Origin of the sequence: Celeribacter ethanolicus, from assembly GCF_002407265.1 — a bacterium.
GTDB classification, from domain to species: Bacteria; Pseudomonadota; Alphaproteobacteria; order Rhodobacterales; family Rhodobacteraceae; genus Celeribacter; species Celeribacter ethanolicus.
Map to the genome: position 1 here is coordinate 1,672,758 of NZ_CP022196.1, position 15,463 is coordinate 1,688,220.

Genomic DNA, 15,463 nt, shown 5'->3' on the forward strand with positions numbered 1-15,463 from the left:
TCGGACACCTGTCGGACTTTTGTCGGACCGCTCAGACGGCGTCCAGTTCGGCAATGCCATTCACCGCGCGCGTCTCGCCGGATTTGCGCAGGGCGAGAATATAGGCGCGGTTGGCGCTTTTGACCTTCTGGTCGGCATAGGACCGCCCGTGGTCGAGGTGATAAGCCGGGGCGGTATAGCGCACATGGCGACCACGAATGCCCGCATTGCGCAGCCGCACGCCGATTTCCTTGTCGAGCCCGCCATAGGACATGTTGCCCTCGAAGCCGTTGACCCGCAGAACGTCGTCGCGCCAGACCGAGGCACAGGCCCCCTGAAAATTCGGTGCGACCGGCGAGAGACGGTCGAAAAGCGCCATGACACCGGACGGAAAGGGCATGGATTTCAGCCATTGCGAGCGGCCTTTCGGAGTCCAGCCCGCGAGACGGCCTTCTGCCCAGCCATAGCTCTGCGCCTCCAGAAGCCGCCCCGTCAGATCGGCATCGAGACGGATCAGCGAGCCGGTGAGATAGCGCCCGCGCGTGGCACAGGAGAAATGCCGCGCCAGAGCCTCGGGGTGCAGGATCACATCGTCGTCGAGAAACACCAGATAGTCGCAGGTCGAGCCGGCAATCGCCCGGTTCAGCGCGACGGATTTGCGAAAACCCTGATCCTCATGCCACGACCGGCGCAGCGGCAGATCAGGATGGGCCTCACGAAACGCTTCGATCACCGGGTCGATCCGGGCGTCGGAGCCGTCATCGGCCAGACAGATCGAGGTGGGACGCTGGCTCTGCTCCGCAATGCTCTTGAGACACAGGCGCAGATAGTCCGGCTTGTTATAGGTCGCGATGATGACTTCGGACGTGAATTGCACGGCGCATCCCTTTGCTCAGACGGTCTTCCGGAGACCCTGGTACCCGCGGCCGGACTCGAACCGGCACGGCCTATACGGCCTAAGGATTTTAAGTCCTCTGTGTCTACCATTCCACCACGCGGGCCTGCCTTATCCGGGCAAGAGATCGGGCCGATTGCCCCGGATCAAGCCATGCCCGCCTCCTAACATCTTGCCCCCGGCTTGCCCAGAGGGCGCAGGGAGAAACATGTCGCGGCGGAGCGTTACAGGATGCGGGAGCGGAGGCAAGCCGATTTGCGGGCGGGGAGCGGCGACGTCACTCTTCGGCGGAGGCCACACGCCGCGCACCGATACGGCTCAGAGCACGGTCGAAAGCGACGCCGACCGGAGTCGGTTGCAACGTATTGGACACCAGATTGATCTGCGGCGCGCCTCCGGCATAGGGATAGGGATTGGCGGCAAACCAGGCGTGGCGTTCGACGAAGGGCAACCGCTCCATCATCAGGATGGCAGCCTCGGCGAAAGCGGCATTTTGCGCGTAATTGGCGCTTCGGACATTGAACCAGTCGATATAGGCGAATTCCGTGACCCAGATCGGGCGGCCATATTCGGCATGCACCGCGCGCAGCCAGTTTTCAAACGCCTTCACGTCGCCATTGGTGGAATAGTAGTGCACCGCCATGAAATCGACGCGCAGGCCACGGGCCTCCGCCTGCGCCATGAAGCGGCCCTGCCATGAGGTTTTGCCGAGCGTCTGGCCTTGGGTCACCGCCGGGCTGCCGAGGCGCAACCCGCGGGCTTCGAGTTTCGGCCAGAGGGCGACGGCCTGTTCGACGGACAGATTGCTGCCTGCGCTCTTGCGGGAATCCGGTTCGTTGAAGGCCAGAAGCGTGCGCACCGGCAGGTCGGAGACGATTTTCTTGTTCACATCCCCTGCGTCGCGGATCATCGGCACGAATTCGACGGAGCGGCGGCGCGTGTCTTTCGACCACATCTGGGTCGGGCGCCAAGTGTAATACCAATCGAGCGCAGGCGCGTCCTCGATCCAGCGCAACATCGTCTGGTTGGAATTTTCCCACGCGCCGATCCCGGCCTTGTCCGCGAACAGCGCCGTGGGCATGAACATGAGAGCCGCTAAGAGAAGTCGTTTGAGCATCGCTGCCTCGTCGGGTTTTTGCGAGGCTATAAAGGCAAGAGGTCATGAATGCGGCCAGATTGTGGCAAAGCCCGGACAATTGGCGTGTTTCTGCCGGTGCGAAGGAAAGGCGCGCGGAAACACGCCGCAGCGCAGCGACGCAGCGGATGTCAGCGCGCCTCTTGACCCGGCCATGTGTTCGCCGCACAAGAAAACCGATCCTTTCGCAGAAAGAGCGCTCATGTCAGACAACGGCCTGACCGGACGAAACGCCCCGGTTGCAGCGATGGCGAAACGCAATCTGCGCAACCGTCTGGTGCGCACCCGGTACGCCTCCCCCGACAGCTATCCGGTCACGGCGCTCTTGCCGGAGCGTGCGCGTCAGGCCGCGATGTCCCGTGTCTGCTATGCCCCGGCGCAGAAGCTGTTTTACGCCCGCCTGCCGAAATGCGCCAATTCGACCATCGTGCGCACGATGGCCAACGCCTCTCGGCCAGGGCTGGAAGATGTGCGGATCAATCGGCTCAAAGCCCTGTTCAACATGCTGCCCTGGCCGCGTGAATTCGAGGCCGCGGCAAAGATTACCGTGCTGCGCGACCCCGTTGAACGTGCGGTTTCCGCATGGCGCGACAAGGGGCATAGCGCCGCCTTCATCCGTCAGCATCGCTATGCCGGCGATGAAGAAACGATCCCCACACTGGAACAATTCCTGATCGCGCTGCGGGACAATGACTATTACCAGAATGGCCATTACCTGCCGCAGCTCGACATGATCCCCGGTCCGATCGAGCGCTATGATGTCGGGACGGTGGAGCGGCTTGAGCCCTTTCTGGAACGGGTTTGCATGACCTATTTCGGGCAGTTTTCAGGGCTCCAGAATGTGCTGCACCATGCGACGGATTCCCGCAAGAAGAAGCTTGAGATCAGTGTGCGGGAGCGCGCTTTGATCGAGGCGCTTTATGCGCGGGACATCGCGTTTTACCAGAGCCTGCGAGGCTGAGGTCTGATGTTTCCGATCCGCGATCATAACCCCTCGCGCCGTCCCGCCCTTGTCACCTATGCGCTGATCGCGGTGAACCTGGCGGTGTTTCTGGCGATGCTGCCGAGCTATGGCGACGAGCGTGCGCTTTTGTCGATCTATTCGGACTGGGCGCTTCTGCCCGCACGGATCAGCCAGGGCTCCGGCTACGATACGTTTCTCACCTCCATGTTCATGCATGGGGGCGTCATGCATATCGCGGGCAACATGTTGTTCCTGTGGATTTTCGGCGACAATCTCGAAGACGAGATGGGGCATATGCGCTATCTCGGCTTCTATCTCCTGTGCGGGCTTGCGGCCGGGATGGCGCAATATCTTGCGGACCCCGGATCGCGCGTGCCGATGGTGGGCGCCTCGGGCGCGATTGCGGGGGTGATGGGGGGCTATCTGTTGCTGTTCCCGAAAGCGCGGGTCGATGTGCTGTTCATCTTCATCATCTTTTTCAAGGTCTTCCCCCTGCCCGCCTGGGTCATGCTGGGGCTTTGGTTCGCGCTTCAGGTTGTGGCGGAGCTGAGTTCGACGGCGGGCGCCGGCGGGGTGGCGCATCTGGCGCATGTCGGCGGCTTTGTCGCGGGGGTGGTGCTGGCCCTACCACTTTGGCTTCGACTTGGCGGACCGATCTATTGGCAGCGCACCCACGGACGACCGGTGCATGCCGCGGCGCGCTATGCCCGAAGCTCCGTACCGATTGTCCGGCGCCGGCGCTGATCACCACGGACAGCAAAAGCCACACGATCCTGCCCGCACCGTCCTGCATACGGCAGACGCGGCCGTCAGGCTGGGGCTCACGGCTTTGAACGAATGGCGTTATTAGAAGCTGGCCGAAGAGCTTTGCTCCGCGGTGTTGTCTTCTGCAGCGTTTTCTGCTGAAGAGTTGTCTTCCGAGGCGTCGGTATAATTCACGACGTCCATGCTTTCGACTTCGGAATTCAACCGCATCGAGAAGGTGAAGGCCCCCTGCCAGATGATCGACAGCACCATGATGCTCATCCCGACGATGGCCGAGACAAGCACGACCCAGTCGACCGTCACAGCCCCCTCGTCATCTGCACGGAAGAGCGCGCAAAAATGTTTGAATCTGTCAATCACGTCTATCCCTCCGATGATCCCGATCAGCTTTCCATGAGAAAGCGACGAAATCAGGGCAGGAACCGCGCATTTGCGAGGAAAACTCACGCTTCCGTGAGCCGCGCCCTGCGGTGCGGCCCTGCCGGAGCAAGCGTCATGCGGAAAACTGCGTTCAGGCTACGCGGATGATGGCCGCGAACCGCTCGAACAGCGCTTCGTTGCCGCAGATCACTTCACCGCTGTCGACCGGGTTGTCCTCGGGGTGCAGCCCTTCGACGAACCCACCCGCTTCCTTCACGAGAAGCACACCGGCGGCCATGTCCCATGCGTTCAGACGGCGTTCCCAGAAGCCGTCGTAGCGACCGGCGGCCACATAGGCGAGATCGAGCGCGGCGGAGCCCCAGCGGCGCACACCGGCAGTGGCGGGCAGAAGCCGCGCCAGATCGCGCAGGGTTTCCGGCAGATCGCCGCGCCCGCCGAAGGGCAAACCGGTGGCGAAGATCGATTCGATCATCTTGCTGCGGCCCGACACACGGATGCGGGTGTCGTTCATCCAGGCACCCGCGCCTTTTTCGGCCCAGAACAGCTCGCCCTTGGCCGGGTCGAAGACGACGCCGGAGACGATCTCGCCCTTGTGCTCGAGCGCGATGGAGATCGCCCAATGCGGCAGACCGTGGAGAAAGTTCGTCGTCCCGTCGAGCGGATCGACGATCCAGCGCCGCGTCGGGTCGGTGCCCTCGACGGGTTTGCTTTCCTCGCCGGTCCAGCCGTAATTCGGACGCGCCTCCATCAGGGTCTCGCGGATGATCTCTTCGGCGCGAATGTCGGCCTTGGACACAAAGTCGCCGGCGCCTTTGGACGAAACCTGAAGGTTCTCGACCTCACGGAAATCCTTGACCAGCGAACGACCTGCCGCACGGGCGGCTTTGATCATGACATTGAGATTGGCGCTGCCTTGCATGGGTCCGGGCTCCGAAAGGTGTTGAGATGTTCAAACCGGGCGTATACGCCGCCAAGCCCGCCCTGCCAAGGGTTTCAGGGCAAAGAAATGCGCGGAAAATCGTCGGTTCCGCCGGGTTTCACCCGCGCTGGAGCTTCACGGCTTCGGTTTTCGCGATGCGCAGCACATGGGCCATGTAGGGTTTGCTCACATCGTCCTCGCGCACGGCGGCGTACATCCGGCGGGTGATGCCGGTCGCGGTCAGGGGACGGATGGCGTAATCCGGGTGGTTGCGGATGTCGCGCATGACCCAGTCCGGGAGCACCGAAAGACCCCGCCCCGCGGCGACCAGCATGAGGATCACATCGGTCAGTTCGACCTGACGCTGTTGCGCAGGTTCGATCCCGGCGGGGGTCAGCAAGGTCTTGAACACGTCGAGGCGGGCGCGGTCCATCGGATAAGTGATGAGGGTCTGATCGGCGAAATCCCCGGCTTCGAGAAAGGGCTTCTCGGCCAAAGGCGATTTCGCGGAGAGAACGCACATCGGCGCATAATCGAAAAGCGGCACGAAGGTGATGCCCGGAATGTCTTCGGGGTCCGAGGAAATGACGAAATCCACCTCCTCGCGTTCGAGTGCGGGGAGCGCCCCAAAGGCGAGACGCTGGCGGATGTCGACGTCGATCTCCGGCCAGGCCTTGCGGAACTGATTGAGCACGGGAAAGAGCCAGTCGAAACAGGCATGGCATTCCATGGCGATGTGCAGACGGCCCGAAGTGCCCTCTTCGATGCCACGGAATTCGTCCTCGAGCGCCTGCACCTTGGGCAACACGTCTTCGGCCAGCGCCAGCAGCTTCATGCCTGCGGGCGAGAGTTTCAGCGGTTTCGAGCGGCGGACGAACAGCTCCACCCCGGCCTGATCCTCAAGCCCCTTGACCTGGTGGGAGAGCGCGGATTGGGTGATGTTGAGCCGGTCGGCGGCGCGCGCCAGCCCCCCTTCTTCATGGATGGCCTTGATCGTGCGCAAGTGGCGGAATTCGAGGTGCATCTTGAATGGCGCTCATGTTGATCTTGAGAATTATGAATTTGTCTCACATGGCCTGTCGTGACACAAGAGCCGTCAGTGCAATGAGGACCAGACCATGACCAAAGCGCCCAAAATCTCTTTCGAATTCTTCCCGCCGAAGGATATCGAAGCCTGTTTCTCTCTGTTCGAGACGCTTCAGGTGCTGGGCGATATGGCGCCGGAATTCGTCTCCGTGACCTATGGCGCGGGCGGCACGACGCGTGAGCTAACCCATGACGCCGTGGCTTTGCTCACCCGCAAATACGGCTGGAACGTCGCGGCGCACCTCACCTGTGTGAATGCGACGCGGGAGGAAACGCTCGCGATTGCAAAAAGTTATAAAAGCGTCGGTGTGAACGAGATCGTGGCGCTGCGGGGCGATCCGCCGAAAGGTCAGGGCAAATTCACCCCGGCGGAAGGCGGCTTTGCGACCTCCGTCGAGCTGATCGCCGCGCTGAAGGCCACCGGCGATTTCAAGATCCGTGTCGGCGCCTATCCCGACCCGCACCCGGATGCGGCGGATGAAACCTCCGACATCACCTGGCTCAAGCAGAAATTCGAAGCGGGTGCCGATTCGGCGATTACCCAGTTCTTCTTCGAGCCGGAGGATTTCTTCCGCTTCCGCGACCGCTGCGCCCGCGCGGGGATCACGGGCGAGATCATTCCCGGCATCCTGCCGATCACAAGCTGGAAGGGCATTCAGAGATTCGCCGCGAGCTGTGGCACGCCGATCCCGATCAGCTATGAGGCCGCGTTCGAGCATTCGCAGGATCACCACAAGCTGTCTGTCGATCTTTGCACGAAACTCTGTGAAAAACTGATCGCGGAAGGCGTCGAGGATCTGCATTTCTACACGTTGAACCGACCGACACTGACGAAGGCAGTCTGCGCGAATCTGGGCGTGGCCTAACGCTTTAGCGCCGGATGCCGGACCTCCGAGGCGTCCGCCCCTACCACGCGCGCCTCGCGCAGGACGAAGAACTTGCCCCAGCCGCGGTTCATGCCCACCGAGGGTCCGTGCGGGTCGGCGAGATAACGCCCGCGCCAGTCTTGCGGCAGGGTGAGCCCCGCCGCTTCCGCCTTGTCGAGCATCCACACCAGCGTGGCGTTCGACAGTCGGCGCTCCGGGTTGCTGCCGGACAATTGCCCGCCGACATCGCCATGGGTGCCCGGAAACCACATCTGTTGCAGAACCTGACGTTTGCCCGCGAAGATCGGGGCGTCCGGGTTGGTTTCGAACATCACAGGCTCATAGGCCGCGCGCGATTCGTCATGGGCCAGCACATGATAGGCGCGCTTGACGCAGGTGGCGGGCATCTGGTCGTGGAATTCGTGAAATACGGTGGAATAGCGCCACAGGAGCGGGAAATGGATGCCCAGCGCCGCGACCGTGTCCCAGACGCCTAAGAATTCGATTTCGACCCGCGGATGGCAATGGCCTGCGGAAAACGCATGCGAGGAGGCGGCGTGCGGGGCCATCTGGTAATGGCGATACGCGGTGCGGATGTTGCGTTCGGTCGCCTCTTCGGGCCGCAGGAGGCCGATCATGTCGATGAAGCCCGACAGCGAGCGCACCGCATAGGCGCCACGGGAATAGCCGAACAGGAAGATGCGGTCGCCGGGGCGATAGCGTGAGGCCAAGGCGCCATAAACCCGCTGAATCTGCCGGTCGATGCCGCGGCCTTCGATCACGTCCATCGTGTCGCGCCAGCCACGCCACTGGATGCCGGCCTCGTAGCGCACCAGCATGTTCGCGCCCAGACCGGTCTTCTGCGCAGCCTCTGTGCAGAGCTTGTAGGTCAGGCCCGCGTTGGTCTCGTCGCCGGGCGCCAGCGAGGACAGCGTGCCGTCCATGATGATCACATGGGTGAGCGGACCACGGGAATGGTGACCGCCGGAGGTGCGCACCCGCTGGCGGAACTTGAAGAGATGCGAAACGCGCCCAAAGAAGCCTTTTTTCTGATCCATGTGAAAGAGTTAGCATGGGAAAATGAAAAATCCCCTCCCTTTTGCGAGGGAGGGGACGTTGCGTCACAGGTTTGATCACACGGAGCCGGGACATTCGGCCCGGATGATCGCCGCCGGACGATAGAAACGATCAGATGTGGCGCTGCACCGTTTCCACGGTGATCTGGCCAAAGCCGTTGAATTTGGTCGCGGTGGCGACCGAATAGGCGCCGAGACCGTAGAAGATCACATGGTCTTCCTCTTCCATCGTCGCCGGGAAGCCCAGTTCGGACGGGAGTTTGTCGAGGCTGTCGCAGGTCGGGCCGAAGACGGTGCGGAACACCTTTTCGCCTTCGCGTTTGACACCTTGCGGGCCGAACACGCCGATGCGGTCGATGACACCGACGAGGTGCAGCTCGGAGAGACCGCCATAGACACCGTCGTTCAGGAACACATGGGCATCGTCGCGGATCGCCTTGACGCGGGTCACGAGCGAGTAGCTTTCGGCCACAAGACCACGGCCCGGCTCGCAAACGAGCGCCGGCATGTCGTCGCCAAAGGCTTCGCGCGCCACACGACCGATGAGGTCGAAGGTCGGCTCAAGCTGCGGCACCACCTCGTTCAGGCGATGGGACGGGAAGCCGCCACCCACGTTGAGGCGCGCGATTTTGACATCGGCCATCTGAGCGATCTCGGCGGCGGCACGGATGTATTTGTCCCATGCGTGCGGATCGGTGCATTGCGTGCCCGGGTGGAAGGTCAGCGACGGGGTGAACCCGAGCTGGGAGGCAAGGAGCAGAAGCTCGGAGGCCAGTTCGACAGTCGCGCCGAATTTCGCACCGAAGTTGTAGGCAGCGCCCTCGACCGGCAGTTTGAAGCGCACGGAAATCTCGACACCATCCGCAGGCACCAGTTCGCCCAGCTTCACCAGCTCGGAGTGGCTGTCGACGGAGTAGGATTTCACGCCCATTTTCACGGCATGCAGGATCTCGGTGCGCGACCGCACCGGGTTGTTGTAATGCATGGCCGCGCCGGGGGCGATACGGGCAATGGTGTCCATCTCCACAGGGGAGGCCACGTCGAACCCTTTGACGCCGGCGGCCACGAGGTTGGCGAGCACTTCTTCATCCGGGTTGGATTTCACCGCATAGGTGACAAGCCCGGGAAACCCTTTGATAAAACGACGCGCGGTCGCTTGCAGAATGGCGGGGGAGAAGAACAGCACGGGATGCTCGGGAGCATGCGTGCGCAGGTATTCGCTGGGCGTTGCCCAGATGGTTTTAGAGAGCCCCATTGGTCATGTCCTTTACCAACAGAGCGCAGCCACATCTTGCCCGGGAAAAGTCCGGTTGGGATAGCGCTTACGCGGTTAATCCTAACCAGGCCAGGTGCGGGACCGCCTCGTTTTCGTCCGGGCGACCGTCCTTCGATCCTGTCTTTCAGTGATCGCTATATGCGTGTTGATTTGGTCGATAGAAATAGTAAAATCGTGCGAAATGCCGGTCAATTTAACGAAATTGCCGGTCAAATTTATAATGCTTTATCAGCCGGTCCAAAACGCTGGGCCGCGCGGGATTTCGGAGCGGAAAAATGGACGAACTTGATCAAAAGATCCTGACGGCGCTGGCAGCCGATTCATCGACTTCGGTGTCGCGTCTGGCGCGGCGTTTCAAGGTGGCACGTTCGACCGTGCAGGCGCGGCTGGAGCGGTTGGAAACCACCGGGATCATCGCCGGTTACACAATCAAGCTGGGCGACGTGGCGCTGGCGCGGCGGATCAAGGCAACGGTGCTGATCCAGGTCGAGCCGCGCAGTTCGGCCTCGGTGGTGACCAAACTCAAGGCACTGCCGGAGGTGGAAATGGTCGCGACCTCGACGGGCCGGGTCGATCTGATCGCGCAGATCGCCTGTGACACGACCGAAGAGATCGACCAGACACTGGAGCAGATCAACGGCATCACCGGGGTTCAGGACATCGAAAGCCTGATCCACCTGTCGATCAAGTTCGACAGGGCGATTTAAGACCGCGATTTAAGGCCGCGATCTGCCCTCTATTCCGCCGGATGCCGACGATCGTGCGGCTCCGCCCGCAGCGCGGCCAGTTGCGTCTGACGGATGTCGCCGGCCATCTCCTCGACCCCACGCACGGCAAAGACGATGCCGCGCACGGGATCGGACAGTTGGTTGACCGTTCCCGCAACATAGACGCCGAGATCGGGCGCGTAGAAACAGGTGCTTCCACCGAAACCGAAATGCCCGATGAGACGCGGCGGCTTGTGCAGGACACGTTGCGGCAGGAAGGTCATGCGATAAGGCAGATGCAGCCACCACGGCGCCTGCACCTTCATGATGCCGGTGCCGAATTCGGCGGGAAAGAACATCGGGCGCCAGGTGTAGAGCCGTGGCAGAACCCGTTTGTCGAAGAGGTAGCCCTCGAAAAACCCGCGCGCGAAGATCAGCGACTCGCGCGAGGTGGTGACGAGGCCGCTGTCGGCCTGAAACGAGGTCATGGTGCGCGGCACATGGACCTGCATGCGGCGCGACAGGGGCGGCATCGGATGACGGTCGGCGGGGTCGCAATAGATATAGGTCGAGCTCAGCCCCAGACGTTCGGCGACGCGGGTCTGGACGACCTGGGCGAAACTTTTGCCCTCGATCTGTTCGATGACGCGGCCCAGAAGGTGGTAGTTCGTATCGGTGTAGATCGCACGTTTCGAGGCCCCGGGGGCCGCGACCGCACCGTGCGAGCGGGTGCGCTGGATCACCTCTTCGAAGTTCCAGGCGCCGTCGATGCCCTCGGCAATTTCGTGGCGCAACCGGCGGGCGTGCATGCGGTAAAGGAAATAATCGCCGAAACCCGAGGTGTGCGACATCAGATGACGGATCGTCACCTCGCCGGTGCGGTCGACCCCGTCCTTGACATGCAGCTCGGAACAATGGGCGCAATTGCCGAGATAATGCACGACAGGCATGTCGAAGTCGATTTTCTGCTCCTCCAGCAATTGCAGGAGGATCGCGGTGACGAAGAGCTTGGTGACACCGGTGGCGAAATAGGGTGTCCGGCTGTCGAGATTGCCCGCGCCGACATGCACCTCCCGCCCGGTGTCCCGGTCGAACATCGAGAGCGTCACACCGCGATGCATTCCGCTTCGGATCATCCGGTCGGCCAGTCTTTGCAATCGCGCGGAGGCGGCGCCCATCCCGTGTTCTCCTTTCGGGTCCGGAAGATGTGATGCCACAGCAAGGCTTAACACCACGTCAATTTGGCCCGCTCCGGACGGTTTTTCTCTCGGAAACGTGGGGAGTTTCTCCCTTTCCCTCTCACCTCCTGCGGGGTAAAAGCGCGGGACCCTTGAGCGCGGGGCCTTTCCCCGTGCCCGGACCGGAACGAAGCGAGAGACCACGATGGCCATGGAAAAGACGTTCGACGCGCAGGATTCAGAAGCGCGCATCTATGCGGAATGGGAAAAGGCGGGGGCTTTCAAAGCCGGCGCCCATAAGAAGCGCGATGAAACCTTTACCATCATGATCCCGCCGCCGAACGTGACGGGCGCGCTGCACGTCGGCCATGCGTTCAACAATACGATTCAGGATATTCTGATCCGCTGGCACCGGATGCGCGGGTTCGACACGCTGTGGCAGCCAGGTCAGGACCATGCGGGCATCGCGACCCAGCTCATGGTCGAAAAGGAACTGGCGAAAACGCAGCAACCCTCGCGTGCCGAACTGGGCCGCGAAGCCTTCCTTGAAAAGGTTTGGGAATGGAAAGGCAAATACGGCTCGACCATCATCAACCAGCTGAAACGTCTTGGCTCGTCCTGCGACTGGTCCCGCAACGCCTTTACCATGTCCGGCGCGCCGGGTGCGCCCGCAGGCGAGGAAGGCAATTTCCATGACGCGGTGATCAAGGTTTTTGTCGACATGTACGACAAGGGCTTGATTTATCGCGGCAAACGGCTTGTGAACTGGGACCCGCATTTCGAGACGGCGATCTCGGACTTGGAAGTCGAGAACATCGAAGTCGCCGGCCATATGTGGCACTTCAAATACCCGCTCGCAGGCGGCGAGACCTACACCTATGTCGAGAAGGACGAGGACGGCAACGTCACCTTCTCGGAAGAGCGCGACTATATCTCGATTGCCACGACCCGGCCCGAGACCATGCTGGGCGATGGCGCGGTGGCTGTACATCCGGATGACGAACGCTACGCGCCGATCGTCGGCAAGCTCTGCGAAATTCCGGTCGGCCCGAAAGAGCACCGCCGCCTGATCCCGATCATCACCGACGAATACCCGGATATGACCTTCGGTTCGGGGGCTGTGAAAATCACCGGTGCGCATGATTTCAACGACTATCAGGTCGCGAAACGCGGCGGCTTGCCGATGTATCGCCTGATGGACACCAAAGGCGCGATGCGCGCGGATGGCTTGTCTTATGAAGACAGTGCGATCCTTGCCGCCGAGATTTTGGCGGGCAAACCGTTCACCGAAACCGAAGTCGACACGATCAACCTCGTGCCCGAGCACCTGCGGGGCCTCGACCGGTTCGACGCGCGCAAAGCGGTGATTTCGGAGATCAACGACGAAGGTCTGGCGGTGATGACCACCGTCACCAAGAAGGTCAAAGACGAAGACGGCACCGAGACCGAGGTGACCGAGACGGTTCCCTATGTCGAAGACAAGCCGATCATGCAGCCCTTTGGCGACCGTTCCAAGGTCGTCATCGAGCCGATGCTGACCGATCAGTGGTACGTGGACGCGGAGAAAATCGTTGGCAAGGCGCTTGATGCGGTGCGTACCGGCAAGACGAAAATCATGCCGGAAAGCGGCGAGAAGACCTATTTCCACTGGCTGGAGAATATCGAGCCGTGGTGTATCTCTCGCCAGCTTTGGTGGGGCCACCAGATCCCGGTCTGGTACGGGCTGGACCTCTCCGCGCCGGATTTCACCGATGACGAGGGCGATGGCGCCCTGGACGAGGTGGAACTGATCCGGCTTCTGACCGAGGGCGGCATGCTGCATCGCGGGACGGTGCATCACTGCGCCGCCGATTTCGAGGGTGTCCATGGCAAGTTCTTCGCCGATATGGACAATCTGCCGACGCCGCTCAATCACTGCCGCGTGGTCGAGGTCGCGACCCGTCAGGAGGCCAATGAGGTCTTCGCAAACGCGCTGGCGCAATATAACGTCACGCAGGACCCGACCAAGCTGGTCTACCCGGTGTGGCGCGACGCGGATGTGCTCGACACCTGGTTCTCGTCGGGCCTCTGGCCGATCGGCACGCTCGGCTGGCCGAACTGGGATGAGAGCACGTCGAAATATTTCCCGACCGATGTCCTCGTGACCGGTTTCGACATCCTGTTCTTCTGGGTCGCCCGGATGATGATGATGCAGCTCGCGGTTGTGGACGAAGTGCCGTTCCACACCGTCTACCTGCACCAGCTCGTCCGCGACGAGAAGGGCAAGAAAATGTCGAAAACCACCGGCAACGTCATCGACCCGCTGGAGATCATCGACGAATACGGCGCCGATGCGCTGCGCTTCACCAACGCGTCCATGGCCTCCATCGGCGGCGTGCTGAAACTCTCCGTCGACCGGATCAAAGGCTACCGCAACTTCGGCACCAAAATCTGGAACGCCGCGCGCTTTGCCGAGATGAACGGCGTGTTCGAGGGCTACACACCGGGCGTCACGCCGACGCCGACCGCGACGGTGAACAAATGGATCATCGGCGAAACGGTGAAGGTGCTGGCCGAGGTCGACAAAGCCTTTGAGGAATACCGCTTCAACGACGCGGCCAACGCGCTTTACGCTTTTGTCTGGGGCAAGTTCTGCGACTGGTATGTCGAATTCTCGAAACCGCTGTTCTACGACGGGGACGAGGCGACACTGGCCGAGACGCGCCAGACCATGGGCTGGGTACTGGATCAGGCGCTGGCCATGATGCACCCGATCATGCCGTTCATCACCGAAGAACTTTGGGGCACGGTCAATGGCGCGCGTCCGCTGCTGGCGCTGTCGGACTGGCCGGAGCTGTCGAATGATCTGATCGACGCGGATGCGGGCGCGGAAATGAACTGGGTCATTGATCTGGTGGAACAAATCCGCTCCTCGCGGGCCGAAGTGCATGTGCCGGCGGGGCTGAAAATCCCGATGGTGCAGGTCGAGTTGGACGAGGCCGGCAAAACCGCCTTCGCCAACAATGAAGCGCTGATCCTCAAACTTGCGCGGCTCGACAGCGTGTCCGAAGGCGCGATGCCGAAAGGCGCGATCACCATTTCGGTCGCGGGCGGCGTCTTTGCCCTGCCGCTCGAAGGGGTGATCGACATCGCCGAAGAAAAAGCCCGGCTCGAAAAATCCCTCGGCAAGCTTGCCAAGGAGCTTGGGGGCCTGCGCGGCCGGTTGAACAACCCGAATTTCGTGGCCTCCGCGCCGGAAGAGGTTGTCGCCGAGGCGCAGGAAAATCTCGCCGCGCGCGAAGAGGAAGAAGCCAAGCTCAAATCCGCTCTGGCGCGTCTCTCCGAAATCGGCTGAGAGATCGGCTGGACCGGTTCAAAGGATTGAAAAAGGCCCGCTTTTGGCGGGCCTTTTGTTTTGAGTATTTGGCACAGCAAAGGAAACGGATCAGTCGTAGACCGGCGGGCGTTTTTGCATCTGGGCCATGACGGTTTCGATTTGATGCGGTGTGCCGATGAGGGCGCGTTGCTCGCGGCTTTCCTCCATCAGAATATGCGCGCGGTCATGCGAGCTTTCCGCTGTACCGATCAGCCGCTTGACGGCCCGCATGGCGGTGGGGCTTTTGCCCGCAATCGTGGTGGCGATCTCCAGCGCGCGGGTCATGGCATCCTCGGCGATCTCTGTGACGAGGCCAAACTCTGCGGCGCGCGCGGCGGGCACGATCTCGTTCGTGTAGGTCAACAGCCGCAGCACATCGGAGCGCAGCACGCGCGGGAAGAGCACCATGCCGCCCATATCCGGCACGAGGCCCCATTTCATCTCCATGATCGACAGTTGCGCCTCGGGGGACGCGATGCGGATGTCGGCGGCGATGGCAAGCTGCATCCCGGCGCCAAAACAGGGGCCGTGAATCGCGGCAATCACCGGGATCGGCAGGTCATGAAGCGCGAGCGAAAAGCCCTGAAACGCGTTGGCGTCGCCATGGGTACGCTCCATCACCAGCGTGTCGAGATCCTCGCTCAGGAAGCGTTGGAAATTCGAGGTGTCGAGCCCGGCGCAGAACGCCTTGCCTGCGCCGGAGAGAAGCACGACACGGGCGTCCGAGGCGGCGATCTCCGCCACACGGGCCAGAAGATCGGCGATCAGACCTTCGGTCACCGCGTTCATCTTGTCCGGGCGGTTGAGGGTCAGGTGGGCGATGTGGTTTTCGATGGTTAGCGTGACGGTCATGGCAGGTCCTCCTCAGACGAAACTAGCAG

The 15,463-nt window shown here is 61.8% G+C and carries 14 protein-coding genes and 1 tRNA gene; 5 read left to right on the forward strand and 10 right to left on the reverse strand.

The window, feature by feature from the left end; all coding sequences use genetic code 11:
• Window positions 1-31: 31 nt before the first annotated feature.
• From CEW89_RS08200 to CEW89_RS08210, 3 genes are all read right to left on the reverse strand, one after another.
• Window positions 32-856, reverse strand: a complete 825-nt coding sequence (locus CEW89_RS08200) for a glycosyltransferase (protein WP_096805547.1) — start codon at window positions 854-856, stop codon at window positions 32-34.
• Between the two features lie 37 nt (window positions 857-893).
• A tRNA-Leu gene (locus CEW89_RS08205) sits at window positions 894-980 on the reverse strand.
• Between the two features lie 171 nt (window positions 981-1,151).
• Window positions 1,152-1,991 carry a glycosyl hydrolase gene (locus CEW89_RS08210; protein ID WP_066706886.1) on the reverse strand — a complete coding sequence of 280 codons (840 nt, stop codon included), beginning with the start codon at window positions 1,989-1,991 and terminating at the stop codon, window positions 1,152-1,154.
• A gap of 220 nt (window positions 1,992-2,211) precedes the next feature.
• Between CEW89_RS08210 and CEW89_RS08215 the strand changes: the two genes are divergently transcribed.
• Complete coding sequence (locus CEW89_RS08215; RefSeq protein ID WP_157779786.1) at window positions 2,212-2,970, forward strand: sulfotransferase family 2 domain-containing protein; 759 nt, start codon at window positions 2,212-2,214, stop codon at window positions 2,968-2,970.
• 6 nt (window positions 2,971-2,976) lie between these two features.
• The gene (locus CEW89_RS08220; protein WP_096805548.1) at window positions 2,977-3,717 is read left to right on the forward strand and encodes a rhomboid family intramembrane serine protease; all 741 of its coding nucleotides are present in this window, start codon (window positions 2,977-2,979) and stop codon (window positions 3,715-3,717) included.
• 102 nt (window positions 3,718-3,819) lie between these two features.
• On the opposite strand, the gene CEW89_RS08225 is transcribed toward CEW89_RS08220, so the two are convergent.
• The 3 genes from CEW89_RS08225 to CEW89_RS08235 all read right to left on the reverse strand — a co-directional run bounded on the left by CEW89_RS08225 (window position 3,820) and on the right by CEW89_RS08235 (window position 6,062).
• Window positions 3,820-4,098: a hypothetical protein gene (locus tag CEW89_RS08225; RefSeq protein WP_066706879.1), complete on the reverse strand. Its 279-nt coding sequence runs from the start codon at window positions 4,096-4,098 to the stop codon at window positions 3,820-3,822.
• 151 nt (window positions 4,099-4,249) lie between these two features.
• Window positions 4,250-5,038 (reverse strand): inositol monophosphatase family protein, encoded by a 789-nt coding sequence (locus CEW89_RS08230; RefSeq protein WP_096805549.1) that lies wholly within the window; start codon window positions 5,036-5,038, stop codon window positions 4,250-4,252.
• A gap of 118 nt (window positions 5,039-5,156) precedes the next feature.
• The gene (locus CEW89_RS08235; RefSeq protein ID WP_096805550.1) at window positions 5,157-6,062 is read right to left on the reverse strand and encodes a LysR family transcriptional regulator; all 906 of its coding nucleotides are present in this window, start codon (window positions 6,060-6,062) and stop codon (window positions 5,157-5,159) included.
• Window positions 6,063-6,156: 94 nt separating this feature from the next.
• On the opposite strand from CEW89_RS08235, the gene metF reads away from it, so the two are divergent.
• A complete protein-coding gene (gene metF, locus CEW89_RS08240) occupies window positions 6,157-6,990 on the forward strand; it encodes a methylenetetrahydrofolate reductase [NAD(P)H] (RefSeq protein ID WP_066706871.1) in 834 nt (277 codons plus the stop codon).
• On the opposite strand, the gene CEW89_RS08245 is transcribed toward metF, so the two are convergent.
• Window positions 6,987-8,048, reverse strand: coding sequence for a DUF2235 domain-containing protein (locus tag CEW89_RS08245; protein WP_096805551.1), 1,062 nt, complete (start codon window positions 8,046-8,048; stop codon window positions 6,987-6,989). The two genes, metF and CEW89_RS08245, sit on opposite strands and share 4 nt — an antisense overlap.
• Before the next feature lie 130 nt (window positions 8,049-8,178).
• A complete protein-coding gene (locus tag CEW89_RS08250; protein ID WP_096805552.1) occupies window positions 8,179-9,321 on the reverse strand; it encodes a type III PLP-dependent enzyme in 1,143 nt (380 codons plus the stop codon).
• 296 nt (window positions 9,322-9,617) lie between these two features.
• Between CEW89_RS08250 and CEW89_RS08255 the strand changes: the two genes are divergently transcribed.
• Window positions 9,618-10,049 carry an Lrp/AsnC family transcriptional regulator gene (locus CEW89_RS08255; protein ID WP_066706864.1) on the forward strand — a complete coding sequence of 144 codons (432 nt, stop codon included), beginning with the start codon at window positions 9,618-9,620 and terminating at the stop codon, window positions 10,047-10,049.
• A 29-nt stretch (window positions 10,050-10,078) separates the two neighbouring features.
• On the opposite strand, the gene CEW89_RS08260 is transcribed toward CEW89_RS08255, so the two are convergent.
• Entirely contained in the window at window positions 10,079-11,227 is a 1,149-nt protein-coding gene (locus tag CEW89_RS08260; RefSeq protein WP_157779788.1) for a serine hydrolase domain-containing protein, read from the reverse strand.
• A gap of 205 nt (window positions 11,228-11,432) precedes the next feature.
• Here CEW89_RS08260 and CEW89_RS08265 point away from each other — a divergent pair, with 205 nt between their 5' ends.
• Window positions 11,433-14,561, forward strand: a complete 3,129-nt coding sequence (locus tag CEW89_RS08265) for a valine--tRNA ligase (RefSeq protein ID WP_096805554.1) — start codon at window positions 11,433-11,435, stop codon at window positions 14,559-14,561.
• A gap of 90 nt (window positions 14,562-14,651) precedes the next feature.
• Here CEW89_RS08265 and CEW89_RS08270 read toward each other — a convergent pair whose 3' ends face one another.
• A complete protein-coding gene (locus tag CEW89_RS08270) occupies window positions 14,652-15,434 on the reverse strand; it encodes a crotonase/enoyl-CoA hydratase family protein (RefSeq protein ID WP_096805555.1) in 783 nt (260 codons plus the stop codon).
• Window positions 15,435-15,463 lie beyond the last annotated feature (29 nt).